Origin of the sequence: Kluyvera genomosp. 2, from assembly GCF_036759865.1 — a bacterium.
GTDB lineage: Bacteria > Pseudomonadota > Gammaproteobacteria > Enterobacterales > Enterobacteriaceae > Kluyvera > Kluyvera ascorbata_B.
The window spans coordinates 219,950-246,301 of record NZ_JAPKIA010000003.1 but is presented as its reverse complement, the minus strand read 5'-3'; the positions used below and the strand labels follow the sequence as shown (position 1 = coordinate 246,301).

Genomic DNA, 26,352 nt, shown 5'->3' with positions numbered 1-26,352 from the left:
GCGGCGACCAGCTTCTTCACCGCGTGGCAGGCGGTAGCCACGCTTCGTTGAAATCAAACCAGCCGCGGGCGTTCAGGCGAATGCCGTTTACCCCAGGCGGCGCGCTGACCTGATACTGATAGTTAAACAATGGCGTCAGTATGGCATCTCCCATCAGCCGAGTGAAAATACGCTTTAGCGCGGCGATGCGTTCGTCATCCTCTGGCTGAGCTTGGGCATCGTCCAGCGCCGACTGAAGATGTGCGGCCTGTGCATCGGTAAACAACGCCGGCCAGAGCGCGTCGCAGCGCAGCCATTGCTCCAGCGCGTACTCCGGCATTTCACCGATCAGCCGGTCGCCCATAAAGAGATCGGCCTGCGGCAAATCAGGGCAGCCGGTCCAGCTTTTGGCATCGTAAAATAGCAACGTCAGCTCACAGCCCAGCCGTCCCAGCGCTATTTTCAGCTCTTCCGCCATGGTATGCAGCTCCACGGGGAGGTGGTAAAGCAGCGTAAGCTGAGCTGGCAGCGGCACGTTGGGATCCTCCTGAGCCAGTGGAATATCCCAACCTGGCAACATCTCCTCGCTCGGCGTGATCAGATTTTCCCCAAGCGGCAGGCTTTGCAACAGGCCGGAGCGGTGAATCAGCGCAATCACCCGCTGCGCCTGTGCCCGGCTGAGCCGAGGGCTTTGCCGCAGCGCCAGGTAGCAAAACCCAAGACTGATGCTGTGGCTCACCAGACGCAGTTCGCCCAGCTCCTCTGGCTTACCGATGGCTATCTGTACCGGGTGTTGACAGCTGGTGCCAAGCCCCTGCTCAAAAAGCTGCGGAGTGATCCAGTATTCGATCGCCTGCAGCAGCGGATGGCCAAGATGATAACGATGATGGCTTTCAATACGCACCAGCTCCGGCTCAAAGATCTTCAGCATAAATGGGCCGGTACCTTGCTCCGGATCTTCCGGATGCGCCAGAACGCTACAGTAGCTCGCCAGCCGATGCGCCAGCCAGTAGTCCGGACGGTGGAGCGTAAAACTCAGACACTGCGGATGGGTCTGCGTAATGGCTTTCACGCTGGCAAACAGTTTTGCCAGCTCAGGCAGCGCAAAGAGCATCAACAGACGACGGCGAAGCTGCTCGGTTTCTACCACATCGCCATTGTGCCAGTGCAGCGTCGAGCGAATGTAGAACTGCCAGCACAGCCCGTCGTCCGACACCGACCAGTGGTGTGCCAGATCTCCCCGTGGCTGCGACGCATCGTGATTGAAGCGGGTCAGGCCGGAGTATATTTGCCCGGCCAGATGCTGTTCGGCGCGCCCGGCGAGAAAACCCGGATGCAACGGCTCCAGCGGGCGATAATAGGGAATACGCAGCGTCGGCGTATTGTTCTGCCACTGGCCGCCGAGAAACGGATGCAGCAACGCCCGCAGCTCGATGGGGGCGATCTGAGCCAGCTCCAGCGCGTTGTGCTGCTGGCCGCGGTTAAGTGCGGTTTCCATCATCTCGTTACGCAGCTGCTCCGGCGTGGTGTGAAAACGCAGTAGCCCGCGCTTGCCGCGCCCGGATTGTGCCTGCCAGCTAAGCCAGCCGGCCTCCTGCGACTGACGCAGCAGCGTGCGCACGTGGCGCTCGCTGCAAAAACAGCGGGCAGCCAGTTCGGCAATCGTGACCTGCTGAACCTCACCCTGCGAAGGCTGCCATAGGCGCTGGAATTGATTTAAACGGTTTAACAGTCGCATAGAAACCCGGAACAATAAAAATGAAGTATTCAGTATTACTTCCGTATATCCCAGCGGATACTGCTTAACAAGAGAGAGCGATCACAAGCGAGAGAAATCATGGCAAGACTGGCGGCGTTTGATATGGATGGCACACTGTTGATGCCGGATCACCGTATGGGGGAAAGAACCGTTGCGGTACTCAAGCGGCTGCGTGAGCGCCAGATAACCCTGACTTTTGCCACCGGCCGTCACGTACTGGAAATGCGCCCGCTGGTGGAAACGCTGTCGTTAAACGCCTTTTTGATCACCGGCAACGGCACGCGTATTCATAACCAGCAGGGCGAGGTGCTGTATCGCAGCGATCTTTCGCCGGACGTCGCTGAGCAGGTGCTGCATTCACACTGGGACACGAAAGCCAGTATGCATGTGTTTAACGACGGCGGCTGGTTTACCGGGCAGGAGATTCCTGAGCTTCTTGTGGCGCACGTTTATAGCGGTTTTCGCTACCAGCTGCGCGATCTACGACGGATCCCGGCACATCAGGTCACCAAAATTTGTTTCTGTGGCGATCACGACGATCTTTGTCGTCTGCGAATTCAGTTAACCGACGCGCTGGATAAGCGCGCCGATATCTGTTTCTCGGCGGTGGATTGCCTGGAAGTGCTGCCGCGCGGTAGCAATAAAGGGGCGGCGTTGACGGTGCTGAGCGACCATCTTGGCGTCAGTATGGCAGAGTGCATGGCCTTCGGCGATGCGATGAACGACCGTGAGATGCTGGGGCTGGTGGGCCGTGGCGTCATTATGGGGAACGCGATGGGACAGCTTAAAGCCGCACTGCCTCACCTGCCGGTTATCGGAAACTGCAACAACCAGGCGGTTTCTCACTATTTAACTCATTGGCTGGATACACCAAATCTACCTTATTCCCCCGAATAGAGAGACCTTTCCAGCAAGCCAGGCATCTGATGATGCCTGGCTTTTTTTATTGGCCAAGCAGTTGCTCAATCTCACGGCGCCACGGCGTTGTATCACCAATATTGTTCGCTACCCATTGCGCGTTGTAATAGGTGTCGAGATAGCGCTCGCCGCTGTCGCACAGCAGCGTGACGATTGAACCGCTTTTCCCTTCGGTGCGCATCTGCGCGGCCAGCTGTAATGCGCCCCACATATTGGTGCCGGTTGAAGCTCCGACCTTGCGGCCTAGCTGGGTTTCCAGCCAGTGTGCGGTGGCAACGCTGGCGGCATCCGGCACTCGCAGCATGTTATCGACCACGTCGGGAATAAAGGACGGTTCCACGCGCGGGCGGCCGATCCCCTCAATTTTACTGCCGATGCTGCCGCGCAGGCTGGCGTCCCGGTTTTGCCAGTAGTCGAGGAACACCGAATTTTCCGGATCGACCACCATCAGCTGCGTTTCATAGCCCTGGCAGCGAATATAGCGACCGATGGTGGCGGAAGTCCCGCCGGTACCGGCGCTCATCACCACCCAGGACGGCACCGGGTGAGGTTCATGGGACATCTGGCGGAAGATGCTGTCGGCGATGTTGTTGTTACCGCGCCAGTCGGTTGCGCGTTCGGCGTAGGTAAACTGATCCATATAATGGCCGTTCAGCTCGCGTGCCAGCGTTTCCGACGCGGCGTAGATTTCGCAGGCGCTGTTCACGAAGTGGCAGCGGCCGCCGTAAAACTCAATCTGTTCGATTTTACGTTTCGCGGTGCAGGCGGGCATAACCGCAATAAACGGCAGGCCCAGCAGGCGGGCGAAATAGGCTTCAGAAACCGCCGTTGACCCCGAAGAGGATTCAATGATAGTCGTCCCTTCCTGAATCCAACCGTTGCACAGCCCGTAGAGGAACAGCGAGCGCGCCAGCCGGTGCTTCAGGCTACCCGTTGGGTGGGTGCTTTCGTCTTTCAGGTACAGCTGAATGCCGGGGAACGCGGGCAGCGACAAACGAATCAGGTGCGTATCGGCGCTGCGTTGATAGTCGGCGTTAATTTCGCTTATCGCATTTTTGACCCAGGTGCTATTCATCATCATTTTTCCGTTTGTCATTTTGTGCCCAGCTTAGCGAAAACGGCAGAAAAAATTGTTGCCATCTGGCCTTTAAAATAGGATGAAGAGAGAAAAACTTTCTCCTGGTGGGTTAAATGTTAGATAAAATTGACCGCAAGCTGCTGTCCCTGCTGCAAAATGACTGCACGCTCTCTTTGCAGGCGTTAGCGGATGCCGTTAATCTGACCACCACGCCGTGCTGGAAACGGCTAAAACGGCTGGAAGATGACGGCGTGCTGCTCGGGCGCGTGGCGCTCCTCGACGCGGAAAAGCTCGGATTAGGGCTGACGGCGTTTGTGCTGATTAAAACCCAGCACCACAGCAGTGACTGGTACAGCCTGTTTGTCAGCGAAGTGACGCAAATGCCTGAAGTGCTTGGCTTCTGGCGCATGGCCGGGGAATATGATTACCTGATGCGCGTGCAGGTTGCGGACATGAAACGCTACGATGATTTTTATAAAAGCCTGGTGAATCGCGTCCCCGGACTGTCGGACGTCACCTCAAGCTTTGCGATGGAACAGATTAAATACACCACAGCGCTTCCCATCGAATAACTCTATCTCTGGAATTTTACTGCGTGCGATTATTTGCTCAACTTAGCTGGTACTTCCGTCGGGAATGGCGTCGCTATCTCGGCGCCGTGGCCCTGCTAATCATTATTGCCATTCTGCAGCTGATCCCGCCGAAAGTGGTGGGCATCGTGGTGGACGGCGTGACGCAACGCCACTTCAGCGCCGGGACGGTGATGATGTGGATAGGCACTATGGTCCTGATTGCCGTGGTGGTTTACCTGCTGCGTTACGTCTGGCGCGTGCTGCTGTTTGGCGCCTCTTACCAGTTGGCCGTTGAGCTGCGTGAAGATTTTTACCGTCAGCTGAGCCGCCAGCATCCGGAGTTTTATCTGCGCCACCGTACCGGCGACCTGATGGCCCGCGCGACGAACGACGTTGACCGCGTGGTCTTCGCCGCCGGGGAAGGGGTGCTGACGCTGGTGGACTCGCTGGTAATGGGCTGCGCGGTGCTGATTGTCATGTCGACCCAATTGAGCTGGCAGCTGACGCTACTGGCGCTGGTGCCGATGCCTATTATGGCGCTGGTTATCCACCGCTATGGCAATCTGCTCCATGAACGCTTCAAAGTGGCGCAGGCAGCGTTTTCCAGCCTGAATGACCGTACCCAGGAGAGCCTGACGAGTATCCGCATGATTAAGGCCTTTGGTCTTGAGGATCGCCAGTCCGCGCAGTTTGCGGCCGACGCGGCAGATACCGGGGTGAAGAATATGCGCGTGGCGCGCATCGACGCCCGCTTTGATCCGACGATTTATATCGCCATCGGCATGGCGAACCTGCTGGCGATTGCCGGCGGTAGCTGGATGGTGATGCAGGGTGAGCTGACCCTTGGTCAGTTGACCAGCTTTATGATGTACCTTGGCCTGATGATTTGGCCAATGCTGGCGCTGGCGTGGATGTTTAACATCGTTGAGCGCGGCAGTGCCGCCTATAGCCGCATCCGTACTCTGCTGGCGGAGGCACCGGTAGTGAACGATGGTTTTCAGCCGGTACCAGCGGGGCGCGGGGCGCTTGAGCTGGCAATTCATCGTTTTTACTACCCGCAAACCGACAAACCGGCGCTGGAAGAGGTTAACATCACGCTGCGGCCGGGCAATATGCTGGGGATATGCGGGCCGACGGGGGCGGGGAAATCGACCCTATTGTCGCTTATTCAGCGCCATTTCGACGTCAGCGAAGGCGACATCTGCTTCCATGATATCCCGCTGCGTCAGCTCCAGCTGGATGCCTGGCGCGGACGCCTGGCGGTCGTTAGCCAGACGCCGTTCCTGTTTTCTGACACTGTAGCCAACAACATTGCGCTAGGGTGCCCCAGCGCAACGCAGGAAGAGATTGAACGTGCGGCGAAGCTTGCCTGCGTGCATGAGGATATCCTGCGTCTGCCGCAGGGCTATGACACGGAAGTGGGCGAGCGCGGCGTGATGCTCTCCGGCGGGCAGAAACAGCGTATTTCCATCGCACGTGCGCTGCTGCTGGATGCGGAAATCCTGATCCTCGACGATTCGCTGTCGGCGGTTGACGGCCGTACCGAGCATCAAATTTTGCATAATCTGCGCCAGTGGGGCGAAGGGCGGACGGTCATTATCAGCGCCCACCGCCTCTCGGCATTGACCGACGCCAGTGAAATTATCGTGATGCAGCACGGGCATATCGTGCAGCGCGGGCAGCATGAGCAACTGGCGGCGCAGGCAGGCTGGTATCGCGACATGTACCGCTATCAACAGCTGGAAGCCGCGCTGAATGACGCGCCGGAAGAAGAAAAGCCGGAGGTGGCAGATGCGTAGTTTCGGACAACTGTGGCCTACGTTAAAGCGGCTGCTGGCCTACGGTTCGCCGTGGCGCAGGCCGCTGTCGATTGCGGTCGTCATGTTATGGATCGCCGCCGCCGCGGAGGTGAGCGGACCGTTGTTGATAAGCTACTTTATCGACAACATGGTGGCGAAGGATATTCTGCCCTTGGGCAAGGTGGCCGGGCTGGCGGCGGCCTACGTCGGCCTTCAGCTGCTGGCGGCCACGCTGCACTATAGCCAGTCGCTGCTGTTCAACCGCGCGGCGGTCGGCGTGGTGCAACAGCTGCGCAGCGACGTCATGGATGCGGCGCTGCGACAGCCCCTGAGCGAGTTTGATACTCAGCCGGTCGGCCAACTGATTTCGCGGGTCACCAACGACACTGAAGTGATCCGTGACCTGTACGTGACCGTCGTCGCTACGGTGCTGCGCAGCGCGGCGCTGATTGGTGCCATGCTGGTGGCGATGTTTAGCCTTGACTGGCGCATGGCGCTGGTGGCGATCGCTATCTTCCCGGCAGTATTGACGGTGATGGTGATTTACCAGCGTTACAGCACGCCGATCGTGCGCCGCGTGCGCGCCTATCTGGCCGATATTAACGATGGCTTTAATGAAGTGATCAACGGCATGAGCGTGATCCAGCAGTTCCGTCAGCAGGTGCGCTTTGGCGAACGTATCGGCGAGGTTAGCCGCTCGCACTATCTGGCGCGGATGCAAACCCTGCGGCTGGACGGTTTCTTGCTGCGGCCGCTGCTCAGTCTGTTCTCCTCCCTGATTCTGTGCGGGCTGCTGATGCTGTTTGGCTTTAGCACGCAGGGCTCCATCGAGGTGGGTGTTCTGTACGCATTTATCAGCTACCTTGGGCGGCTCAATGAGCCGTTGATCGAGCTGACGACCCAGCAGTCGATGCTGCAACAGGCGGTGGTTGCCGGCGAGCGCGTCTTTGAATTAATGGATCGCCCGCGCCAGCAGTACGGCGACGATATTGCTCCACTCACCAGCGGCGATATTGATATTGATAATGTGTCGTTCGCCTATCGCGATGACAAAATGGTGCTGCAAAATATCTCTCTGTCGATTCCGGCGCGCAGCTTCGTTGCGCTGGTCGGGCATACCGGCAGCGGGAAGAGCACGCTGGCCAGCCTGCTGATGGGCTACTACCCGCCAAATAGCGGCGAAATTCGCCTTGGCGGTCGTCCGCTGCCCAGCCTCAGTCACCAGGTGCTGCGTCAGGGCATCGCCGTGGTGCAGCAGGATCCTGTCGTGCTGGCGGACTCCTTTTTTGCCAACGTTACGCTGGGGCGCGACATCAGCGAAGCGCAGGTCTGGCAGGTGCTGGAAACGGTGCAGCTGGCCTCGTTGGCGCGTGAAATGAGCGACGGCATCTATACCCATCTGGGCGAGCAGGGCAATAACCTGTCGGTTGGTCAGAAGCAGCTGTTGGCGCTGGCCCGCGTGTTGGTTGATACCCCGCAGGTGCTGATTCTTGATGAGGCCACCGCCAATATTGACTCCGGCACCGAGCGCGCGATTCAGCAGGCGCTGGCCGCAGTGCGCCAGCACACGACGCTGGTGGTGATTGCCCACCGGCTGTCGACCATCGTTGAGGCAGACACCATTATGGTGCTGCACCGTGGTCAGGCGGTAGAGCAGGGGACACATCAGCAACTGCTTGAAGCCAAAGGGCGTTACTGGCAGATGTATCAACTCCAGTTGGCAGGTGAAGAGTTGGCGGCGTCGGGTCAGGATGACGCGCTGACCGCGTGATGCACCAGCGTTAAGCATTTTTCTAACAGAATGCATTTGTGACACGCATCATGCACCCGCATGGTGCGTTTTTCTTTTCAACGCCACCTTATTGCGCCCGTCGCCCCCGATTTTTCCCGCCTGCGCATCATTTTTCATTTCTGGCACGCCCCTTGCTTTATCTCTTCTGTGTTCGCAGCCACTACCGAATTCTGACTGGAGGGGATCTATGAAGCTGGTTACCGTGGTAATCAAACCATTCAAACTCGAAGACGTTCGCGAAGCGCTGTCTTCAATTGGCATTCAGGGCTTAACGGTGACGGAAGTGAAAGGCTTCGGTCGTCAGAAGGGTCATGCAGAGCTTTACCGCGGTGCGGAGTACAGCGTCAACTTCCTGCCCAAAGTAAAGATTGATGTGGCGATCGCCGACGATCAACTTGATGAAGTCGTTGATGTGATCAGCAAAGCCGCTTACACCGGAAAAATTGGCGACGGTAAGATTTTTGTCGCCGAACTGCAGCGCGTGATCCGTATTCGTACCGGCGAAGCCGACGAAGCGGCGCTGTAATTCCCAGCCAGCACAGTGATAGGGATCGAGATGATGAAAAAAACAATGGTAAAAACGGGGTTGAGCGCGCTGGCGCTGTTGCCGGGTCTGGCAATGGCGGCACCGGCGGCGGTAGATAAAGCCGATAACGCCTTTATGATGATTTGTACCGCGCTGGTGCTGTTTATGACCATTCCGGGGATTGCGCTGTTCTACGGCGGCCTGATTCGCGGTAAAAACGTGCTCTCCATGCTGACGCAGGTGGCGGTGACGTTTGCGCTGGTGTGCGTTCTGTGGGTGGTCTACGGCTATTCGCTGGCCTTTGGCACTGGCGGCAGCTTCTTTGGCAGCTTCGACTGGCTGATGCTGAAGAATATCAAAATTACCGATCTGATGGGCTCGTTCTATCAGTACATCCACGTGGCCTTCCAGGGCTCCTTTGCCTGCATTACCGTTGGCCTTATCGTCGGCGCGCTGGCCGAGCGTATCCGCTTCTCTGCGGTGCTGATTTTCGTGGTGATTTGGTTGACGCTTTCTTACATCCCGATTGCCCATATGGTCTGGGGCGGCGGCCTGCTGGCGAGCCACGGCGCGCTCGACTTTGCGGGCGGCACGGTGGTGCACATTAACGCCGCGGTGGCGGGCCTGGTTGGGGCATACCTGATTGGTAAACGCGTGGGCTTCGGCAAAGAAGCGTTTAAACCGCACAACCTGCCGATGGTGTTTATTGGTACGGCGATCCTCTATTTTGGCTGGTTTGGCTTCAACGCGGGCTCCGCGAGCGCAGCCAATGAGATCGCTGGTCTGGCCTTCGTTAACACGGTGGTTGCTACGGCGGCCGCTATCCTCGGCTGGGTCTTCGGCGAATGGGCGCTGCGCGGTAAACCGTCACTGCTGGGTGCCTGCTCCGGTGCCATTGCGGGGCTGGTGGGGATTACCCCAGCTTGCGGCTACATTGGCGTAGGCGGTGCGTTGATTCTGGGTATCATTGCCGGTCTGGCTGGTCTGTGGGGCGTGACCTCGTTGAAACGCTGGCTGCGTGTTGATGACCCGTGTGACGTCTTCGGCGTACATGGTGTGTGCGGCATCGTTGGCTGTATTCTGACCGGTATCTTTGCTTCTACCGCACTGGGCGGTGTGGGCTACGCAGAAGGCGTCACCATGGGCCATCAGGTGCTGGTACAGCTGGAAAGTATCGCCATCACTATCGTCTGGTCGGGTATTGTGGCTTATGTTGGCTATAAAGTGGCGGATCTGACGGTTGGCCTGCGCGTGCCGGAAGATCAGGAACGTGAAGGTCTGGACGTCAACAGCCACGGCGAAAACGCCTACAACGCCTGATCGTGATGACCGCCCGGCCGCGCATGGCAACGCCGGGCGTTGCCGAAACGAAGTTTGCGCCTCGTTCTGGCAGAAAGCGGGTTATCTCCAAAGCCAAAAAAGCCTCCCAATGGGAGGCTTTTTTGTGCCTTGGAACGAGGTCTAGCCGCGGTTACGCATCACGCCTTCCTGCACCGTAGAGGCGACCAGCACGCCGTCCTGGGTGTAGAATTCGCCGCGCACAAAACCACGCGCGCTGGAGGCCGATGTGCTTTCCACGCTGTACAGCAGCCATTCGTTCATATTGAACGGGCGGTGGAACCACATGGAATGATCGATGGTCGCTACCTGCATGCCCGGCTCCAGGAAGCCGACGCCGTGCGGCTGTAGCGCCACCGGCAGGAAATTAAAGTCGGAAGCATAGCCCAACAGGTACTGGTGAATATGCAGCGAGTCCGGCACGGCGCCGTTGGCGCGGATCCAGACCTGGCGGCGCGGTTCGGCGACATGGCCTTTCAGCGGGTTATGGAATTCGACCGGGCGAATTTCTAACGGTTTATCACAGAGAAACTTTTCTTTCGCCTGCGGCGGCAGCAGATGCGCCAGCGAACGGGCGATGTCGGTTTCCGACGGCAGACCTTCCGGCGACGGTGCGGCCGGCATGGTCTTCTGGTGTTCATAGCCCGGCTCAGGTGCCTGGAATGATGCGGTCATGTAGAAGATCGGTTTGCCGTTCTGAATAGCCGCTACGCGGCGCGCGCTAAAGCTGTTGCCGTCGCGCAGCACTTCAACGTCGTAAACAATCGGCTTCTGACTGTCTCCGGGACGCAGGAAGTAGCTGTGGAATGAATGCACCAGACGGTCGCTGGGGACAGTCTCTTTTGCCGCATACAGCGCCTGGCCGACAACCTGTCCGCCAAAGACCTGACGCAGGCCAAGATCTTCGCTCTGTCCGCGGAACAGCCCTTCTTCAATTTTTTCCAGATTTAATAACGTCAGCAGATTCGATAGCGCCTGGCTCATTGATACCCTCTATATTTTACTGTCACAGCGTCAGGTGAATGTTTCCATTATAACGCAGTTTCGCCAGTGGTCCGATGGGTTCAATTGTCTGAATAATGGTTCGTTTGCAGGTATTAATGTGAATTATGTGCCACACTTAAGCGGTAAAATTTGTTAAGGCGTTGTCACTCAAATGAGAAAACAGCCTTAATTTGAGTGAGCGAAAAGGAGAATGCTAATGAAACTCGTGCCGATCTTAAGTGGTTTGGCGGTTGCACTGACCCTCGCGGGCTGTGCCCAGACTCACCAGCAAAGTCAGAATCAGTCACCTGCGCCAGAAGCAGCAGCCCAGGCCGCGGCAATCACGGGGCCGAACGTCTCCGGTACCGTATGGATTCGCCAGAAAGTGGCGCTGCCGCCGGATGCGGTTCTGACGGTCACCTTGTCCGATGCTTCACTGGCTGATGCGCCGTCTCGCGTACTGTCGCAGAAAGTCACGCGTACGGAAGGTAAGCAGGCGCCGTTTAGCTTCGTTCTGCCGTACAACCCGGCCGACATTCAGCCGAACGCGCGCATTCTGTTAAGCGCCGCGGTGACGCAAAACGGCAAGCTGCTGTTTATCACCGATACCATCCAGGAAGTTATCAACCACGGCGGCACTAAAGCCGATGTGACGCTGGTTCCGGTACAGCAAACCGCGGTGCCGGTGCAGGACACCGCCCCGGTTCAGGTCCCGTAACCCTCAATGCCCTCCACGTGAGGGCATTTTTTTGCCCGATGGCTGGCGATAGCCAGCTAGTACCGCCAGCGATATTTCTGCATATCAATCTGCCCACTTCCTGAAACCTGTACGCCTTCAGCCAGTAGCGCCTGACGCTGGCGCTGGAGATCGGGGCCGGTCAGTGAGATTGCACCGTGGCGGTTCACCACCCGATGCCAGGGCAGGGTTGAGCCTTCCGGCAGTCGTCTGAGCACACCGCCCACCTGACGTGCCGCGCGCGGCGAGCCCGCAAGCCTGGCAACGTCACCGTAGGTGGTCACAGAGCCTTGCGGAATAGAGGCGACGATTTGCCAAACGCGGTGGGGAAAAGTATCAAAAGCGTCCATAGTCGGTTCCTGAGGGCAGAACTTTCAGCATAATCAGCTCGATGGCCGCTGTGAAGGGGCAATTGCGCAAGAATCCAGCAGGCAGAAGCAGATAGCTTGCAATTGCCTGCTTCAGCAGGGATAATGCGCCAGCGCGTTGGGTAACAACGCTCTCAATGGGGGCCCTGTTGGTTCTCCCGCAACGCTACTCTGTTTACCAGGTCAGGTCCGGAAGGAAGCAGCCAAGGCAGATGACGCGTGTGCCGGGATGTAGCTGGCAGGGCCCCCACCCATTTGTGCCTCTCTTCTTTTCGCGATCCCCGCTTTTGTACCCCTTAAATAGTCAGGCCTTTTGCGCTTAACGTTCTGATGTTTAAAATAAACTTCATCTAATTGTAATAAACTTGTCATATATGTGTCATAAATTGCATTTAAATTAATATTGGGTGTTTATATTACCCTGTGTGTTAAAAATATATTTGTGGAATGTGTTGTTAACTTGATGTATTAGTTATTACAGAAATAATACAAACAAGCCGCTGTGAAGCGCTAACACACATTCGCGTCCTGGATGACGCGTGGCGAGGATAAACATGACCATTGCAGTGCTGAACGTAAAAATTGATGAAAGCGTTAAAGAGAAACTTCGCCACTACGCGGAGGCTAATGGCCTGACGTTAGGCGCGGCGGCGGAAAAGCTGCTGCTGCTGGGTTTTGCGGCGGAAGAAGAGGCGGGCGTATGTGAAGATGACATCGACAGCCAGCATACGGAAGAAGATGTCGCACCATTTACACCTAAAGAAATCAAGGCGTTACGTAAAATTCTGAAGAAGAGAAAATGAAACAGCCACCGACCATAGCCTGTAATTACAGTGAAGCCTGCGATTTGTTACGCTCGGGCTACGTAAAGCATGTTCTTCTCAACTGGAACGTGGGTAGCGATGAATTCTTTCGTATTGCCTCCGACTGGTGCGATACCGGGGCGAAGATTAAAAAAGAGGGAGAATCTTTCGTTATTTCGCTAAAAGGTTTTCCGATCCCTCCGCAGCACTAATATATTCTTTGGTTTCATTTTATTTTTATAAAGAATATATCAGCGCCAGGCCCATTCTGTTATTGCGCGCGGCAATGCATCGCGCGCGATTAAATAATTTTCCGCACTTTATTCCCGCTGTGCTGGCCCGCTAATGCGGTCCATACGGGCTGCAAAGTCATAAACGCTTGCCGCAGGGTGTTATCATCCAGCGTGAAGGGAATACGCAGGTTCCGCTCACCGCCACCGGCCAGGCCAAAGCGCGTTCCGACGCCAATATGAATTCCAACCGCCTCCGCGCGGGCGGCAAAACGCGTGGCCATCATGTCCGGTAGCGTCACCCAGAACGATAGCCCTCCCTCCGGCAGCACAAATTTCCACTGCGGAAAGTACTCTTGCATCAGCGTCGCACACATATCACGACGGGCTTTCAGCAGGCGGCGCCTTTCGGGCAGCAGGGTGCGTTCATTTTCCAGCAGCCAGCAGGTGGCCAGCTGTTCCAGCAGCGGAGAACCTAAATCCAGCGTATCGCGAGTCTGAATGAGCGCGGCGATGGTTGTGGTCGACGCGCGAATCCACCCCAGCCGCAGGCCGCCCCAGAAGCTTTTGCCGGTCGAGCCGACGGTAATAATCGGCGCCTCGTGATTGAAGGCCGCCAGCGGTGGCGGTGGCGGGGCGTTGTACCACAAATCGACCATCGTTTCGTCAACCACCAGCGTCGTGCAGGTTCGCGCCGCCAGATCGGCAATGGTTTGACGCGTCGCGCTGTCCATACATTGGCCGGTCGGATTTTGAAAATCGGGCATCAGATAGGCCAGACGCGGCGCGGTTTGGGCGATGATAGCGGCCAGACCATCGGTGTCCCAGCCTTTTTCCGGCAGCGGCAGGGCCACCGGACGGCAGGAGGCGCCTTCGATGGCGGAAATGGCGAGAGGATAGGTCGGGGTCTCTACAACCACGCGATCGCCCGGTCCTGTCAGGTAGCGCAGGATCAGCGCCAGCCCGCTGACCGCGCCGTTAACCAGCATAATTTCGTCGGCGTGTGTTGGCAGGCCGCGCGCGCAGTAGCGCCGGGCGATGGCATCCCGCAGCGTGGGAAGACCGTGCTGATCGTAGCCGGTATTTGCCAGATGTTCCGGTAGTGCCGCCAACGCGTGGCTGTACGCATGATGAATTTCAGCGCCCGCCGCCAGCGCAGCGGTAGAAAGATCTAGCGTGGGGGCGGCATTGGTACGCGGCGCCCGCGGATGACTATTTCCCGCTAGGGTTACCGTGGAGCCGCTTCCCTGGCGGCTTTGCACATAGCCTTCATCGCGTAGCTGCGCTAGCGCGCTGGCGATAGTGGTACGGCTGACACCCAGCGCGCTGGCAAATTCACGCTCGCCAGGCAGACGGGTCCCCAGCGGCAGCCGGCCATCGAGGATCAACAGCCGCAGTGCATCGGTGAGCTGTCGCCACAGCGGTGTGGATGAGGGGCTCTCCTGCCATTGGCCGAGCAGGCGAACTAACGATTGGGTCGCAGAGCGTCGAATCATAGAGCAGTCCACTTCTTTAAAACTGGTCATTAATCATAATGCCATTTTTATCGATGATGAAAGCCTCACATAACAGGCAGAGGTAGTGATGTTACGCCGACTGATTCAACTTTATATTGGGTTAATACTCTACGGCGTTTCAACTGCCGTATACGTCCGCGCCAACCTGGGTGCCGATCCTTGGAACGTATTTCACCTTGGGGTGGCCGGGCTTGCGTCGCTGGATATTGGCCTGGTGATGATCCTCACCGGCGCGGCGGTGCTGCTGCTGTGGATCCCGCTGCGTCAGCGGCCGGGGTTGGGCACCATCAGCAACGTTATCGTGCTGGGGCTGGCGGCTGATGCGACGCTGTCGATCCTGCCACCGCTGGAATCGCTGTGGCTGCGCAGCGCGCTTTTGCTGCTGGCGGTGGTGCTGAACGCGCTGGCGACCGGGATGTACATCGGCGCAGGATTCGGCGCTGGCCCCCGCGATGGGCTGATGACCGGCATTCATGCCCGAACCGGCTGGCCGATTCGACGCATTCGTACCACGATTGAAATCTCAGTGCTGCTGATTGGCGTACTGCTGGGCGGCGCGTTTGGTATTGGTACGGTGCTGTACGCGCTGGCAATTGGCCCACTGATTCAAATATGCCTGCCGTGGTTCCAGCTACCGCGCGTCGCTCAGCGCAAACCGCTAAAAGCCGAACTGCCGTCCTGATCCCGATGACATCAGGATAATCCGCTGATGCCGTGCCCCATCATGTAAAGCCCTACCAGAATGATCAGCGCGCCGGAAAACCACGGAGCCCGGCGTGACAGTTCGCCAAAGCCGCGCCAGCGTGTGCTGACGTGTTTAAGGCCAATGGCGGCGATGGCACCGGAAGCGACTAACGTCAGCGCGAGCCCGACGCTAAAGCTCAGCACCAGCGTTGCGCCCAGCGCGACGTGCTTTAGCTGAAGACAGATCAGCAAAATAGTGATGGATGCCGGGCAGGGGATCAGCCCACCGGTCAGGCCAAACATGACGATCTGCCCGGTCGTGACCTCCTGCCCGGTGAAGCGTCGGTTGATCTCTTCGGCATGCGCGCGCTGGTGGGCATCTTGCTCGTCGACGTCCACCAGATGGTCGTGGTGATGATGAGCGTGAGACGGGTGGTCATGCCCATGTGCGTGGCCATGATCATGGTCATGAGAGTGGTGATGATGATGGTGATGCGCACCGTGCGACTCGCGCCAGGTTCGCCACAGCATCCATAGGGCGATAGCAATAATGATGATACCGGACAGCAGTTGAAACCACGGCTCGGCCGTCTGCGCGTTCCAGCCGCGGCCAAACCACATTCCCGCCATGGCGATAATCCAGACTACCGCCGTGTGCGATAGCGTGGCAGCGAGTCCCAGAAACACGGCCTGCTTGAGGGTACCGCGAATGGCGACGATAAACGCGGCCATCATGGTTTTGGAGTGTCCTGGTTCCAGGCCGTGCAGGGCGCCAAGCGCAATCGCACCGGGGATAAAGAACCAGGCATTGCCCTGTTGTAAGAGCGTGGTGAAGTCGGTCATTGCCGTGAAGATCCTTGTCAAAAAGTGCGCACACTATACTCCTACCCAGTATTTATATACTACCCCCTAGTACAAAAATACGCAGAAAAGGCGGTGCATGGTATGCTTGCGCAGGTGTAGAGAAAGGAACCCGCTATGTCACATACCGTTCGTCACAAGAAGATGTTATTGACCCGCCTGAAGAAAATTCAGGGGCAGAGCGCTGCGCTGGAAAAAATGCTGAACCGCGAGCACGAGTGCGCCGAGGTGCTACAGCAGTTGGCGGCTATTCGCGGTGCGGTTAACGGTATGATGATGCAGGTGATTCAGGGCCATCTCACCGATCACGTGGTGAAAGAGCCCGATGAAACGCAGCGTGAAGCCGACCTGGAGGTGGTCATGCAGGTGATGAAGTCTTACCTGAAGTAGCGTGCGTGCGCAGATTGTTTTCCGACCAGATAATAAAGGCCTCTTTGGGTAAGGCTTTGCTGTAGAGCCAGCCTTGCCCGAACTGCACACCATGTTCGTGTAACCACTTGGCCTGACATGGGGTTTCAATCCCTTCCGCCACCACGTTGAGCTGAAGGGTTTTCGCCATCTCAATGATGTACGGCGTGACCTGCGCATATTCCAGTGCGTCAACGAAAGATTTATCCAGCTTTAAGGTATCAACCTCTAAATCCTGTAGGTAGCTCAGGCTCGAGTAGCCGGTGCCGAAATCGTCGATATAGATGGCGTGCCCGGCCTTACGGTAGGCTTTAATTGCCGGTAGCGTGGTTTTTGGGTCGGCGAAGCCGCGTTCGGTTAGCTCAAGCGCCACCTGCTGCGGCCGCACATTCCAGATACGCAGCTGCTGGTGCAGCAGGGTTTGCAGCACGACCGACTGAAAATCAGCCACCGACAGGTTAATTGAGACGTGCACATCCGGATGCAGGCTTAACCATTTGCCAAGATCGTGGAAGACCGTCTTCACCACGCTTTCCGTCAGGTGCGTAATCAGGCCGGTTTGCTCGGCGAGCGGGATAAAAATTTCCGGCGAGAGGTAGCTCCCGTCGGCTTGCTTCCAGCGGGCCAGCGCTTCGCAGCCCATCACTTTCCCGTCGCTGATTGAGACAATGGGCTGATAGTAAACGGAAATATCGGCGTTGTTCAACGCGTCCAGCATCCGCTGGCGCGGGGACTGCAGGTGTTTCAGAACCCGGATAATCAGCCAGCATGCCAGCAGGCTGAGCAGCACGCCCGCAGGGACCCAGATCATGAGCTGGTGGCGCAAACGCGCCGTCAGGGGCAGCGTGGAGGACCAGGTCATGATCGCCACCTGCAGGTCGGGGAACTGGCGGACGGTATAGACAACGTTGTCGCGGGTCAGGGTCTCGAGATGCTCTTGTTGAATACGCTGCCAGGCTTGCTGATCCAGCGAAGCGCTACTGGCCAGGACGCGGTTGTTATGCGTACTGATTAACGCCACCTGAGTGGTGGAATTGGTAAACGGAATCACGTCGATAAACGAGATAGGGTCGATAATCACCATGTGGTGATCGGAAGCGAAGGCCGCCATATAGCGACGAATACCAAGATCGTTTTGATCGGTGTACCAGGCCCGGTAGCCAGCGGGGATAATGCGGTCGGGTTTCGGGAAGGTAAAATGGGTGCTGTTGCTTTCCAGCGATGAACATTTAACGGTTAAACCGTCGAGGAACAGTACTTCCTGGATATAGCGCCAGGAGTAGGAAAGGCGGCGCATGGCCTGCAGATGCTCCGGGCCGCATCCCGATACCTGCATGGCGTCCATTTCACGCAGCGCGCCTTTCGCCTGGTTCATTACCTGCTCGGTGCGAACAAGCACTCGGGAGGCGTAAGTCTCCTGCTCATCAATAAACTGCTTATGCGCTTCACGCTGGGCGAGCCAGATACTGAGCAGTATGGGTAAAAAAATCGCCATGATAAGCACGCCGGTTATCAGGCCGACCAGATGTCGAGTTGTCACTGCCAGTCCTTATCCAGGGCAAACTACGACAAGTATACCTGACAATCCAGGCGCTTATTATGCGAAATCGCTTTGGCCTACCCGAATTGTCAGGAAACTAGCGCCGGTGTGCCAGCGAACGCACCAGCCGGTCACCGCCCATTTGTACACCTTGTACCATCAGCACCAGAATCAACACCGTTCCTACCATAATTTGATCGTTAAATCGCTGATAGCCATAGCGAATCGCTAAATCCCCCAGTCCGCCGCCGCCGATGACGCCGGCCATTGACGAGAAACCGATCAGCATGACGATGGTCAGCGTGGTGGCGGCCAGCAGCGCGGGCAGGGCCTCCGGCAGCAGCGCTTTGCCGATGACGTGCCAGGCGTTACCGCCCATTGACAGCACGGCCTCGATGCGTCCGTACTCCACTTCATCGAGCGCGCTTTCGGTCAGGCGCGCGAAGAAGGGGATGGCGCCGAGCGTAATCGGTACAATCGCCGCGGTGCTGCCGAGCGTGGTCCCCACCAGTAGCCGGGTAAAGGGGATAAGCGCAATCAGTAGTACGATAAACGGTAGCGAACGGCCGGTGTTAATGACCGCCCCCAGCACGGCGTTAAGATGCGGCATCGGCACCAGCCCCTGACGGCGCGAAATAAACAGCAGTACGCCCAGCGGCAGACCAATGAGTACGGTAAACAGGGCCGCCAGTCCGACCATATACACGGTTTCCAGCGTGCCATCGACCAGCAGCGGCCATAATTCTTCCCAGCTCATGCGACTATGCATAGCGGCCTCCCGTCCAGACCATGACGAGCCAGGAAGCGGCGTTCTTCGTCGCCGTCACCCAGCAAGATATCCCGCAGACGCGACCAGGGCGAGACCAGCAGATCGGCAATTTTACCGCTCTCCTGCAGTTCTCCGCCTTCCAGCAGCGCCACGTGGTCACACAGATTTTTAACGACCTCCAACTGATGGGTGATCAGCACAATCGTCAGCCCCAGTTGGCGGTTAATGCTTTCCAGCAGCGCCAGTACGCTGGCGGTCGTTTCGGCGTCCAGCGCGCTGGTGGCCTCGTCACACAGCAGCACATCCGGCTCGGCGGCCAGCGCGCGGGCAATGCCCACGCGCTGCTTCTGCCCACCGGACAGCTGAGAAGGAAAGGCGTCCGCTTTGTTGCTCAGTCCCACCAGCGCCAGCAGTTCGGCGACGCGTTTTTGCCGCTGCGCCTTGGGTACGCCGGCAATCTCCAGCGGCACCGCCACGTTGTCGGCGACGCTGCGGGCGTGCAGCAGGTTGAAGTGCTGGAAGATCATGCCGGTGCGCAGGCGATGTGCGCGCAGCTGCGCTTTGTCATAGTGCGCAATATCCTCGCCGTTGAACAAGATGCGGCCCGCGCTGGGCCGCTCCAGTAAGTTCAGGCAGCGAATCAGCGTGCTTTTGCCCGCGCCGCTGCGCCCCAGGATGCCGTAAATCGCCCCCTGCGGAACGCTAAACGACACGTTATTCAGCGCCGGTTGGCCTCCTCCGGCATAGTGCTTACTCAGCCCTTCAATGACGATCATGACTGCGGCGCGCTGACCGGGATGACCGAACCGTTGTAATGCTGGCGAATAAATTCCGCCACCTGAGGTGACGTTAAATCTTTTGCCAGCGCTTTAATCCGTGGGTCATTCGCCAGCTGCGGATTGGTGACCAGGATATTGGCGTACGGGTTATGCTCGGCGCTCTCCAGCCCCAGCGCATCTTTGGCTGGCGTAAGTCCGGCTTCCAGGGCGTAGTTGCCGTTGATCACCGCCAGGTCGACGTCATCCAGCGAGCGGGGGATTTGCGGTGATTCCACTTCAAGGATCTTCAGCTTGTGCGGGTTCTCGACAATATCTTTTGGCGTCGCCAGCGTGGTTGCCGGGTCGGTAAACTTGGCCGCCAGCTTGATCAGGCCTTTGCTTTGCAGCAGGAACAGGGCGCGGCTCAGGTTGGTGGTGTTATTCGGCACCGCGACGGTCGCCCCTTCCGGCAGCGATTGCAGATCCTTGTGTTTGTGCGAGTAGATGCCCAGCGGCTCAATATGTACTGTGGCGGCCACGGCGAAGGTTTTACCCAGCGCTTTTTCCTGATCTTTCAGGTACGGCACGTGCTGGAAATAGTTGGCGTCGACATCGCCATTCGCCAGCAGCTCATTGGCATTTACGCCGCTGGTCAACTCGACGATTTTCAGATCGAGCTTTGGATCTTGCTTCTGAATGAACTTCAGAATTTCGGCGTGCGGAACCGGGTCGGCAGCGACGCGCAGCGGCTCGGCGGAAGCGTTCCAGGCCAGAGCGAGAGACAGTGCAACCCCTGCCAGTTTAAAAGCAGCATATTTCATGGTGTGTTTCCTTATTGTTTTAGGTCAGGCAATGAGTTGTTCGCTGCGCGCACGCAGCACGTCACGGTAATAGCGTTCCGCCACGTCTGGATGGGAGCGCAGGCGGCCTTTGAGATAATTCCAACCCACATCCCGCAGCAGCGGATTTTGCGGATCGCTTTGCGGCCCGTTGGCTTCCCGCGCCAGCGCCTCCGGCAGCGAGTACACCGGGACGACGGCATCCAACTGGGCGCCGAGGAAAAAGGCAATCGACAATCGCTGGCTGTTAGCCGGCGGGGTGATCACCCGGTGCACGGTCGCGCGCAGGTAACCGTTGGTCGCCAGCTCAAGCAGTTCGCCGATGTTCACAACAAAGCTGCCTGGCAGCGGCGCGGCGTCGATCCACTGGCCGTCGCTGACCTCGACCTGCAGGCCCTTTTGTTCGTCCTGCAGCAGAAAGCTTAGAAAACCGGAGTCTTTGTGGGCACCGACGCCCTGAGTGCTGTTTTGCGTATCCTGCTGACCCGGATATCGGATCAGCTTGATGTGTTCGTTGGGCTTTTCGCCATACAGGGTGTCAAATGCTTCACGCGGCAGGTGCAGGGCCTCAGCAAAGGCGCGCAGCAGCGTCATGGCCATATCGGTCATCGCATGCTGCCATTGCAGCAACACCGGGCGCAGGGTGGGCAGCGCTTCCGGCCACAGATTGGGCCCTTGTAGCTGCAGCCAGCGCGGATCGTGCTCGCGTAAAGTGATGGCCTGGCGCTCAGCGCCGACATCAAACTGTTCCCGCCAGTCAGGCTGCCCGCGCGTCAGCTCGGCGGCGCTGCGGTTATAGCCGCGAAAGTGCGGGGAGTGGATCATCGCAACCTGCTGTTTTTGTTCGTCGGACAGGGCGAAAAAACGGCGGGACTCTGACTGTAGCGCACGCTGTAGGGCATCGTCGATGCCGTGATCGGTCAGATAGAAAAAGCCGACGTCGCGGGCGGCGTGGCGAAGCTGTTGCAGAAATTCAGCGCGCTCAGACGGCCGGTGGTAGTGCGCCAGGCTGAGGACGGGCAGGGTGGTCAGACTCATTGTGTTCTCCGTATTGCCAATTAATGCCGTGATGTTCAGGTGGTGCGAATGCGGGATGACAACAACAGCGCTGCATGGGATATCTCCTTCGGGTTGATGGAGACAGCCTGCCAGAGGGCAATTCATGCGACCAATAACGTTATTGTCTAATTTATATTCGCGGACGGGTCTGAGCTTTTGCGAAAAATCGCTAAGGTGTGCAGCATCGGGCTCGAGCGCCAGGAGAGAGGTGCTCGGCGGGGAAAACGGTTATACCTGCAAACGGTGGGGTTGCATTACGCTTTCTGACGGCGTATTTTAATTGTTATGTTATAACATATCTATTGAGGTCGAGATGAAAGCGAATATCCATCCCCATTACCGTACCGTGGTATTCCACGACACCAGTGCCAATGAGTACTTTAAAGTGGGTTCTACCATTAAAACGGAGCGCGAGATTACGCTGGAAGGCGTGACATATCCGTATGTCACCATTGATGTGTCGTCCAAATCGCATCCGTACTACACCGGCAAGCAGAGAAGCGTGTCGGCGGAAGGCAGCGTTGCCCGCTTTACCCAGCGCTTTGGCCGCTTTGTTGATATAAAAAGAGGTGAATGATGCAGGTACTGAACTCGCTGCGCAGCGCAAAACAGCGCCACCCTGACTGCCAGGTTGTTAAACGCAAGGGGCGTCTGTACGTCATCTGCAAGTCAAACCCCCGCTTTAAAGCCGTGCAGGGGCGTAAGAAACGCCGCTAACGTAAAGACGCCAGGGACCGGCGTTGCTTGCCGTCGGTGGTAAAGTTATCGGCGGCAAGCCAGGCGCGGAAGGCGCTATCCAGCGCTGGCCACTCGCCGTCAATGATGGAAAACCAGTCGGTATCACGGTTGTGCCCTTTAATCACCAGCGCTTGACGAAAGCGCCCTTCAAACTGGAAGCCTAAGCGCAGCGCCGCCTGGCGCGACGGTTCATTCAGGCTGTTGCACTTCCACTCATAGCGACGATAGCCGAGCGTATCAAAGGCGTAGCGCATCAGCAGCCACTGCGCTTCGGTGGCCGCCGGTGTGCGGCTAAGCCGTGGCGAAAAGTGCACATGGCCGACTTCCACCACGCCATTTTTGGGGTCTATGCGCATCAATGCCAGCGAGCCAACGGGCTGCTGGCTGTGCGCATCTATTACCGCAAAATGCATCGGATCCTGCAGCGTTTCAACGCTGGCGATCCACTGACGATAAGCTTCCGGCGAATCATCCGGCTCGCGCAGTAGCCACGTCCAACTGCGGGTATCCGCGGCCTGCTGATGCGCGGCGAAGAGCGCCTCAGCGTGCTGTTGTTGCAACGGCTCCAGACGACAAAAACGCCCCTCAAGTACCGTACGCTGTGGGTGTGCGCGCGGCTGCCAGTCCGGCAGCGCATCGCCAATTAATTGACCAAATTGATTGAGCTGACTCATAACCTCTCCTTCGGGAAAAAAAGCAATGCCCCGAGCGTAGGCGTTTACTGGTTCCATAAAAAGTGCCACCAGGCTATCTTTTGATGGTGCCACAAGGAGCCGTAATGAATATTCCCGACGATCCCTTTTTTGCCTTGCTGTCTACCGCGCTGAGCGCACGCGGCGAGGAAACGCTGCAACGAAGCCTGTACGCTACGCTCAGAGATGCCATTCTGCAGGGGCAGCTGCGCGCAGAGAGCTGGCTGCCCGGATCGCGTACCGTGGCCCTGCGGCTGGGGATTTCACGCAATACCGTCAATGCCGCGCTGGAGCAGCTGGCGATGGAAGGCTACCTGCGCCGCGATCGCCGCGGCTCGCGCGTGGCGCGATTGCCGCAGACGGCGGCCGATGAAGGGCCGGTTGAGGTACCGATCGCGCTCTCGGCACGTCTTTCCGCCCTGCCACAGGTGCTGCCGCGTGATCATCCGCCGCTGTTATTTACGCCCGGTACTCCGGCGATCAACTATTTTCCTTTGCCGCTCTGGCGGCGTCTGCTCGATCGCGTGCTGCGCGAAGAGGGCAGTAGCCTGCTGGGCTATGGTGACTCGGCAGGCGAGTGGCCGCTGCGAACGGCAATTGCCCGCCATCTGGCGCTGTCGCGCGGGATTGACTGCGACGCGCGACAGATAGTCATCACCGAAGGGGCGCTGGAAGGCGTGAATTTGTGCACCCATCTGCTGAGCGAGCCTGGGCAGTCGGCATGGGTTGAAGAGCCTGGCTATTTCGGTGCCAAAAGCGCATTTCTGACCGCCGGGCTAAAGCTGGAGGGGGTGGCGGTGGATCGAGAGGGCATGAAGATTGACGCCGGGTTAGCGCCACCGAGGCTGATTTTTACGTCACCTTCTCACCAGTATCCCACCGGCAGCGTGCTCAGCGCGGCGCGACGTCTGGCGCTGCTGGAATATGCTCGTCAGCACGGTTGCTGGATCGTGGAGGATGATTACGACAGCGAGTTTCGCTTTAGCGGCGAGCCGATTCCCGCGATGCGCGGCATGGCCCCTAACGCGCCGGTGGTCTATCTTGGCACCTTTAGCAAAACCTTATTTCCGTCGCTGCGCCTCGGATTTATGGTGCTACCCTCAATGCTGGTGGAAAGCGCCCAGCCGGCTATCCGTGCGCTGCTGCGCGGCGGTCATCGTGCAGAGCAGCGCGCGCTGGCCTGTTTTATTGAGGAGGGACATTACGCTCGCCATCTGGCGGCGATGCGGCGTTTGTACCGTAAACGGCAGATACAGCTGTGTGAGGTACTGGAACAAGAACTGATCGTGCCGCACGAGTTGATGGCGGGCGAGGGCGGGCTGCATATGACGGTGGCGATTGACGGCATTGATGATGTGACGCTGGTTCGCCAACTGCGCGCGCACCAGATGGCGCCTGGTGCGCTGAGTAGCTTTTACCTTAACCGTCAGCACGCGCGTTCAGGGCTGGTACTGGGCTATGGCAATACGTCCGCATCGCAGTTTGCACCGGCGATACGGACTTTACAGCGGCTTATTGCGCCGCTTCGGCGCGGGCGAGAGTGAAAACGTCGTAGAACGACAGTTCGCCTTTGGTGGTGACCATTTTTTGCAGCTGAGTTTTGTACTGACCGTCGACGCGGCTGGAGTGCAGAATTTTTTCAATCAGCTGCGGTGGGACGAAGCGGGTGTTGTACCACTCGCCGTTGTAGCACACGCGGAAATCCAGGACGTCGATATCTTCGTAGCGGTAGCGCGGGTAGACGTCGAAAAAGAAAAAGCCGTTCAACAGCGCGAACAGCAGCCACAGTAGCCAGACGGAGTCGGCCAGCGTCTCTGAGCGCATCATCACCACCAGGGTGGCGAAGAAGGCAAGGTACATGGCGACAAACAGTCCGGGATGGTTGCGGATAAAGCTGATGCTAAAGCGCGGCCGGTTGTCGCGCTTTTCACGGGCGTTCAGTTCATCAATGGTTTGCGTGAGTAATCGCTGGATCTCTGACATCTTTTGCTCGGCAACGTAGGGCGGAATAGCCTATTGTATGTTGCGTTAATCCATGCAAAAAGTAACAGATCGGTTGCAAAAAACCATAACAGTCTGCCGCTGTTATTTTGATAACATTTTAATGATGCGCGCCGGGTTGCCGCCGACAACGGCGTTAGCCGGGACATCTTTGACGACTACCGCGCCTGAAGCGATGACGGCATTATCACCGATGGTCACACCGGGGTTGACGATCGCTCGTCCGCCGATCCATACGTTGTGGCCGATGGTGACCGGTTTGCCGAACTCCACGCCGCTGTTACGTTCGTCGGCATCCAGCGGATGCGTGGCAGTGTAGATATGCACACCCGGCGCCAGCATACAGTTGTCGCCGATGTGAATCGGGCAGACATCCAACATCACACAGTCAAAGTTGGCGTAGAAGTTAGCGCCAAGGTGAATATTGTAGCCATAATCGCAGCGGAAGGTGGGTTCAATATAGGCGCCATCCCCTTTACCGAGCAGCGCTTTCAGTAACGCTGTGCGTTCGGCTTTTTCATCCGGTGCCGTATGGTTATAACGGTGGATAAGCTGCCTGGCGTGAATCCGGTCCGTTCTTAGCGTTTCATCTCCCGGACGATAGGGTTCGCCGGCAATCATTTTGCGTTTTTCATCACTCATCGGTGCCTCCTGTTAGCGGAGCCACCACCTTAAAAGGTGATACATGATTTGGGAACGTTCCCAGATCATCGCTGTGACGTTATTCACAGAATCTAATCGTATCCAGAGGAGAGTCGCGCACGAAAAAAGAAATTAGCGAATGTACTTCCACACGGTTGAAGGGATCTTATCGTAGAGTTTATTCATGGTCAGTTCAGCCAGACGATGATCGGCCGCTGAGTAAAATACCGCCAGTTCATTGTCGGACAGCTCATATTTATTTTTTTCAATTACGCGTTCGAGCGTGTCAATAGACTGGCAGCGTCGCAGGCGCATCAAATAATCAGTTTTAGTTAGTGGTTTATCAGACATAATTCACCCATTGATTGTAATAATTTTAACAAGAAAGACTGACGGGGTTTGCGCGGCTCGCATTGACAAAACAACGGAAGAGTTTGTTCCCTGACTTCCGCCATTTTTGCAGGTCGACGCTATTAATGCCGTAGTTACTGAATAACATAAAAGTATCATCCAGATATTCGTCAATCTGTGCAATCAGTTTATTATCTTCGTCGTACTTAATTTTATAATTAAGTGCGAACGTTGCTATATGTTCTATCAGCTCATTAAGCTGCAGGTTAACCGCCGAGGTGGGATCGTTCACCCAGCCATGGTTACTCTCTTCGAGCGTGGCAAGACAATCATGATACAGGGTTTCGCAGAGAAACTTAAGCTGTGCGATATCATGTCTTTTTGGTGAGTATTCGTCCATAACGCATCCCCCTGTTCGTAGTACAGACAACGAGTAACAAATACCGGTGCGGGATGGTACTGCTGGCAAACCTGAAACATGCACGTGTTCCCGATCTGTTGTAACTATAATCCACTGCGCAAAAGATTTCATCGCGCTATTACGAAAAATTACAATTAAATCTCAGAGGGTTAAATTTTTTCTGCTCTCACCCATAAGACTGAACATAAAA

Annotated in this window: 29 protein-coding genes, 1 other RNA gene and 1 pseudogene; 15 read left to right on the top strand and 16 right to left on the bottom strand. The window is 57.2% G+C overall.

The window, feature by feature from the left end:
- Positions 1-16: 16 nt before the first annotated feature.
- Positions 17-1,717, bottom strand: a complete 1,701-nt coding sequence (locus V6942_RS04560) for an SgrR family transcriptional regulator (RefSeq protein ID WP_106927964.1) — start codon at positions 1,715-1,717, stop codon at positions 17-19.
- A gap of 99 nt (positions 1,718-1,816) precedes the next feature.
- Between V6942_RS04560 and cof the strand changes: the two genes are divergently transcribed.
- Complete coding sequence (cof, locus tag V6942_RS04555; RefSeq protein ID WP_182929383.1) at positions 1,817-2,635, top strand: HMP-PP phosphatase; 819 nt, start codon at positions 1,817-1,819, stop codon at positions 2,633-2,635.
- 46 nt (positions 2,636-2,681) lie between these two features.
- Here the strand turns inward: cof and V6942_RS04550 are convergent, their stop codons facing one another.
- The gene (locus V6942_RS04550) at positions 2,682-3,734 is read right to left on the bottom strand and encodes a PLP-dependent cysteine synthase family protein (protein ID WP_219906271.1); all 1,053 of its coding nucleotides are present in this window, start codon (positions 3,732-3,734) and stop codon (positions 2,682-2,684) included.
- Positions 3,735-3,847: 113 nt separating this feature from the next.
- On the opposite strand from V6942_RS04550, the gene V6942_RS04545 reads away from it, so the two are divergent.
- From V6942_RS04545 to amtB, 5 genes are all read left to right on the top strand, one after another.
- A complete protein-coding gene (locus tag V6942_RS04545; RefSeq protein ID WP_106927961.1) occupies positions 3,848-4,306 on the top strand; it encodes an Lrp/AsnC family transcriptional regulator in 459 nt (152 codons plus the stop codon).
- A 23-nt stretch (positions 4,307-4,329) separates the two neighbouring features.
- Positions 4,330-6,105 (top strand): SmdA family multidrug ABC transporter permease/ATP-binding protein, encoded by a 1,776-nt coding sequence (locus V6942_RS04540; RefSeq protein WP_182965986.1) that lies wholly within the window; start codon positions 4,330-4,332, stop codon positions 6,103-6,105.
- On the top strand, positions 6,098-7,876 hold the full coding sequence (locus V6942_RS04535; protein ID WP_333500854.1) for a SmdB family multidrug efflux ABC transporter permease/ATP-binding protein: 1,779 nt from the start codon (positions 6,098-6,100) through the stop codon (positions 7,874-7,876). The genes V6942_RS04540 and V6942_RS04535 overlap by 8 nt, the downstream gene beginning before the upstream one ends.
- Positions 7,877-8,084: 208 nt before the next feature.
- Positions 8,085-8,423, top strand: a complete 339-nt coding sequence (gene glnK, locus V6942_RS04530) for a P-II family nitrogen regulator (protein WP_004858743.1) — start codon at positions 8,085-8,087, stop codon at positions 8,421-8,423.
- Positions 8,424-8,456: 33 nt separating this feature from the next.
- Positions 8,457-9,743, top strand: a complete 1,287-nt coding sequence (gene amtB, locus V6942_RS04525) for an ammonium transporter AmtB (RefSeq protein WP_106928191.1) — start codon at positions 8,457-8,459, stop codon at positions 9,741-9,743.
- Positions 9,744-9,884: 141 nt separating this feature from the next.
- Here amtB and tesB read toward each other — a convergent pair whose 3' ends face one another.
- Entirely contained in the window at positions 9,885-10,745 is an 861-nt protein-coding gene (tesB, locus tag V6942_RS04520; protein WP_106927955.1) for an acyl-CoA thioesterase II, read from the bottom strand.
- Positions 10,746-10,962: 217 nt separating this feature from the next.
- Here tesB and V6942_RS04515 point away from each other — a divergent pair, with 217 nt between their 5' ends.
- Positions 10,963-11,463 (top strand): YbaY family lipoprotein, encoded by a 501-nt coding sequence (locus V6942_RS04515; RefSeq protein WP_106927953.1) that lies wholly within the window; start codon positions 10,963-10,965, stop codon positions 11,461-11,463.
- Positions 11,464-11,519: 56 nt separating this feature from the next.
- Here V6942_RS04515 and V6942_RS04510 read toward each other — a convergent pair.
- A pseudogene (locus V6942_RS04510) lies at positions 11,520-11,905 on the bottom strand (MGMT family protein).
- Between the two features lie 91 nt (positions 11,906-11,996).
- Between V6942_RS04510 and ffs the strand changes: the two are divergent.
- The 3 genes from ffs to V6942_RS04495 all read left to right on the top strand — a co-directional run bounded on the left by ffs (position 11,997) and on the right by V6942_RS04495 (position 12,864).
- Positions 11,997-12,093, top strand: an RNA gene (gene ffs, locus V6942_RS04505) — signal recognition particle sRNA small type.
- Between the two features lie 310 nt (positions 12,094-12,403).
- Positions 12,404-12,652, top strand: coding sequence for a hypothetical protein (locus tag V6942_RS04500; protein WP_106927950.1), 249 nt, complete (start codon positions 12,404-12,406; stop codon positions 12,650-12,652).
- Positions 12,649-12,864 (top strand): hypothetical protein, encoded by a 216-nt coding sequence (locus V6942_RS04495; protein WP_106927948.1) that lies wholly within the window; start codon positions 12,649-12,651, stop codon positions 12,862-12,864. The genes V6942_RS04500 and V6942_RS04495 overlap by 4 nt, the downstream gene beginning before the upstream one ends.
- Before the next feature lie 89 nt (positions 12,865-12,953).
- Here V6942_RS04495 and V6942_RS04490 read toward each other — a convergent pair whose 3' ends face one another.
- Positions 12,954-14,378 (bottom strand): PLP-dependent aminotransferase family protein, encoded by a 1,425-nt coding sequence (locus V6942_RS04490; protein WP_182929380.1) that lies wholly within the window; start codon positions 14,376-14,378, stop codon positions 12,954-12,956.
- An 88-nt stretch (positions 14,379-14,466) separates the two neighbouring features.
- Between V6942_RS04490 and V6942_RS04485 the strand changes: the two genes are divergently transcribed.
- Positions 14,467-15,081, top strand: a complete 615-nt coding sequence (locus V6942_RS04485) for a YczE/YyaS/YitT family protein (protein ID WP_106927946.1) — start codon at positions 14,467-14,469, stop codon at positions 15,079-15,081.
- Positions 15,082-15,092: 11 nt separating this feature from the next.
- Here the strand turns inward: V6942_RS04485 and V6942_RS04480 are convergent, their stop codons facing one another.
- On the bottom strand, positions 15,093-15,926 hold the full coding sequence (locus V6942_RS04480) for a nickel/cobalt efflux protein RcnA (protein ID WP_333500853.1): 834 nt from the start codon (positions 15,924-15,926) through the stop codon (positions 15,093-15,095).
- Between the two features lie 135 nt (positions 15,927-16,061).
- Between V6942_RS04480 and V6942_RS04475 the strand changes: the two genes are divergently transcribed.
- Positions 16,062-16,334, top strand: coding sequence for a metal/formaldehyde-sensitive transcriptional repressor (locus tag V6942_RS04475; RefSeq protein WP_106927942.1), 273 nt, complete (start codon positions 16,062-16,064; stop codon positions 16,332-16,334).
- On the opposite strand, the gene V6942_RS04470 is transcribed toward V6942_RS04475, so the two are convergent.
- The 5 genes from V6942_RS04470 to V6942_RS04450 all read right to left on the bottom strand — a co-directional run bounded on the left by V6942_RS04470 (position 16,303) and on the right by V6942_RS04450 (position 21,296).
- A complete protein-coding gene (locus tag V6942_RS04470) occupies positions 16,303-17,892 on the bottom strand; it encodes an EAL domain-containing protein (RefSeq protein WP_106927940.1) in 1,590 nt (529 codons plus the stop codon). The two genes, V6942_RS04475 and V6942_RS04470, sit on opposite strands and share 32 nt — an antisense overlap.
- 97 nt (positions 17,893-17,989) lie before the next feature.
- Positions 17,990-18,649, bottom strand: coding sequence for a methionine ABC transporter permease (locus tag V6942_RS04465; RefSeq protein ID WP_181358018.1), 660 nt, complete (start codon positions 18,647-18,649; stop codon positions 17,990-17,992).
- On the bottom strand, positions 18,646-19,437 hold the full coding sequence (locus V6942_RS04460) for a methionine ABC transporter ATP-binding protein (RefSeq protein ID WP_182929377.1): 792 nt from the start codon (positions 19,435-19,437) through the stop codon (positions 18,646-18,648). The genes V6942_RS04465 and V6942_RS04460 overlap by 4 nt, the downstream gene beginning before the upstream one ends.
- Entirely contained in the window at positions 19,434-20,240 is an 807-nt protein-coding gene (locus V6942_RS04455; RefSeq protein ID WP_106927936.1) for a MetQ/NlpA family ABC transporter substrate-binding protein, read from the bottom strand. The genes V6942_RS04460 and V6942_RS04455 overlap by 4 nt, the downstream gene beginning before the upstream one ends.
- A gap of 24 nt (positions 20,241-20,264) precedes the next feature.
- Positions 20,265-21,296: an isopenicillin N synthase family dioxygenase gene (locus V6942_RS04450; RefSeq protein ID WP_106927934.1), complete on the bottom strand. Its 1,032-nt coding sequence runs from the start codon at positions 21,294-21,296 to the stop codon at positions 20,265-20,267.
- Between the two features lie 334 nt (positions 21,297-21,630).
- On the opposite strand from V6942_RS04450, the gene V6942_RS04445 reads away from it, so the two are divergent.
- Positions 21,631-21,894 (top strand): type B 50S ribosomal protein L31, encoded by a 264-nt coding sequence (locus V6942_RS04445; RefSeq protein ID WP_106927932.1) that lies wholly within the window; start codon positions 21,631-21,633, stop codon positions 21,892-21,894.
- A complete protein-coding gene (gene ykgO, locus V6942_RS04440; RefSeq protein ID WP_163330438.1) occupies positions 21,894-22,034 on the top strand; it encodes a type B 50S ribosomal protein L36 in 141 nt (46 codons plus the stop codon). The genes V6942_RS04445 and ykgO overlap by 1 nt, the downstream gene beginning before the upstream one ends.
- On the opposite strand, the gene V6942_RS04435 is transcribed toward ykgO, so the two are convergent.
- Positions 22,031-22,729: a GNAT family N-acetyltransferase gene (locus V6942_RS04435; RefSeq protein ID WP_106927930.1), complete on the bottom strand. Its 699-nt coding sequence runs from the start codon at positions 22,727-22,729 to the stop codon at positions 22,031-22,033. The genes ykgO and V6942_RS04435 overlap by 4 nt on opposite strands.
- Positions 22,730-22,833: 104 nt before the next feature.
- On the opposite strand from V6942_RS04435, the gene V6942_RS04430 reads away from it, so the two are divergent.
- Positions 22,834-24,291, top strand: coding sequence for a PLP-dependent aminotransferase family protein (locus V6942_RS04430; protein ID WP_106927928.1), 1,458 nt, complete (start codon positions 22,834-22,836; stop codon positions 24,289-24,291).
- Here the strand turns inward: V6942_RS04430 and V6942_RS04425 are convergent.
- The 4 genes from V6942_RS04425 to tomB all read right to left on the bottom strand — a co-directional run bounded on the left by V6942_RS04425 (position 24,260) and on the right by tomB (position 26,141).
- Positions 24,260-24,730 carry a YlaC family protein gene (locus tag V6942_RS04425; RefSeq protein ID WP_106927926.1) on the bottom strand — a complete coding sequence of 157 codons (471 nt, stop codon included), beginning with the start codon at positions 24,728-24,730 and terminating at the stop codon, positions 24,260-24,262. The genes V6942_RS04430 and V6942_RS04425 overlap by 32 nt on opposite strands.
- Positions 24,731-24,832: 102 nt before the next feature.
- Entirely contained in the window at positions 24,833-25,390 is a 558-nt protein-coding gene (gene maa, locus V6942_RS04420; RefSeq protein WP_333500852.1) for a maltose O-acetyltransferase, read from the bottom strand.
- A gap of 132 nt (positions 25,391-25,522) precedes the next feature.
- Positions 25,523-25,741, bottom strand: coding sequence for an HHA domain-containing protein (locus V6942_RS04415; protein ID WP_064547995.1), 219 nt, complete (start codon positions 25,739-25,741; stop codon positions 25,523-25,525).
- A gap of 25 nt (positions 25,742-25,766) precedes the next feature.
- Positions 25,767-26,141: an Hha toxicity modulator TomB gene (gene tomB / locus V6942_RS04410; RefSeq protein WP_106927922.1), complete on the bottom strand. Its 375-nt coding sequence runs from the start codon at positions 26,139-26,141 to the stop codon at positions 25,767-25,769.
- Positions 26,142-26,352: the final 211 nt, after the last annotated feature.

Coding starts and splice junctions, on each gene's coding strand:
- V6942_RS04515 (WP_106927953.1), top strand. CDS start 10,963: ATGAAACTCGTGCCGATCTTAAGTGGTTTGGCGGTTGCACTGACCCTC.
- V6942_RS04415 (WP_064547995.1), bottom strand. CDS start 25,741: ATGTCTGATAAACCACTAACTAAAACTGATTATTTGATGCGCCTGCGA.
- V6942_RS04535 (WP_333500854.1), top strand. CDS start 6,098: ATGCGTAGTTTCGGACAACTGTGGCCTACGTTAAAGCGGCTGCTGGCC.
- tesB (WP_106927955.1), bottom strand. CDS start 10,745: ATGAGCCAGGCGCTATCGAATCTGCTGACGTTATTAAATCTGGAAAAA.
- V6942_RS04445 (WP_106927932.1), top strand. CDS start 21,631: ATGAAAGCGAATATCCATCCCCATTACCGTACCGTGGTATTCCACGAC.
- tomB (WP_106927922.1), bottom strand. CDS start 26,141: ATGGACGAATACTCACCAAAAAGACATGATATCGCACAGCTTAAGTTT.
- V6942_RS04455 (WP_106927936.1), bottom strand. CDS start 20,240: ATGAAATATGCTGCTTTTAAACTGGCAGGGGTTGCACTGTCTCTCGCT.
- V6942_RS04450 (WP_106927934.1), bottom strand. CDS start 21,296: ATGAGTCTGACCACCCTGCCCGTCCTCAGCCTGGCGCACTACCACCGG.
- glnK (WP_004858743.1), top strand. CDS start 8,085: ATGAAGCTGGTTACCGTGGTAATCAAACCATTCAAACTCGAAGACGTT.
- amtB (WP_106928191.1), top strand. CDS start 8,457: ATGAAAAAAACAATGGTAAAAACGGGGTTGAGCGCGCTGGCGCTGTTG.
- V6942_RS04465 (WP_181358018.1), bottom strand. CDS start 18,649: ATGAGCTGGGAAGAATTATGGCCGCTGCTGGTCGATGGCACGCTGGAA.
- V6942_RS04485 (WP_106927946.1), top strand. CDS start 14,467: ATGTTACGCCGACTGATTCAACTTTATATTGGGTTAATACTCTACGGC.
- V6942_RS04550 (WP_219906271.1), bottom strand. CDS start 3,734: ATGATGAATAGCACCTGGGTCAAAAATGCGATAAGCGAAATTAACGCC.
- V6942_RS04560 (WP_106927964.1), bottom strand. CDS start 1,717: ATGCGACTGTTAAACCGTTTAAATCAATTCCAGCGCCTATGGCAGCCT.
- cof (WP_182929383.1), top strand. CDS start 1,817: ATGGCAAGACTGGCGGCGTTTGATATGGATGGCACACTGTTGATGCCG.
- ykgO (WP_163330438.1), top strand. CDS start 21,894: ATGCAGGTACTGAACTCGCTGCGCAGCGCAAAACAGCGCCACCCTGAC.
- V6942_RS04425 (WP_106927926.1), bottom strand. CDS start 24,730: ATGTCAGAGATCCAGCGATTACTCACGCAAACCATTGATGAACTGAAC.
- V6942_RS04430 (WP_106927928.1), top strand. CDS start 22,834: ATGAATATTCCCGACGATCCCTTTTTTGCCTTGCTGTCTACCGCGCTG.
- V6942_RS04490 (WP_182929380.1), bottom strand. CDS start 14,378: ATGATTCGACGCTCTGCGACCCAATCGTTAGTTCGCCTGCTCGGCCAA.
- V6942_RS04435 (WP_106927930.1), bottom strand. CDS start 22,729: ATGAGTCAGCTCAATCAATTTGGTCAATTAATTGGCGATGCGCTGCCG.
- V6942_RS04475 (WP_106927942.1), top strand. CDS start 16,062: ATGTCACATACCGTTCGTCACAAGAAGATGTTATTGACCCGCCTGAAG.
- V6942_RS04460 (WP_182929377.1), bottom strand. CDS start 19,437: ATGATCGTCATTGAAGGGCTGAGTAAGCACTATGCCGGAGGAGGCCAA.
- V6942_RS04545 (WP_106927961.1), top strand. CDS start 3,848: ATGTTAGATAAAATTGACCGCAAGCTGCTGTCCCTGCTGCAAAATGAC.
- V6942_RS04480 (WP_333500853.1), bottom strand. CDS start 15,926: ATGACCGACTTCACCACGCTCTTACAACAGGGCAATGCCTGGTTCTTT.
- V6942_RS04495 (WP_106927948.1), top strand. CDS start 12,649: ATGAAACAGCCACCGACCATAGCCTGTAATTACAGTGAAGCCTGCGAT.
- V6942_RS04500 (WP_106927950.1), top strand. CDS start 12,404: ATGACCATTGCAGTGCTGAACGTAAAAATTGATGAAAGCGTTAAAGAG.
- maa (WP_333500852.1), bottom strand. CDS start 25,390: ATGAGTGATGAAAAACGCAAAATGATTGCCGGCGAACCCTATCGTCCG.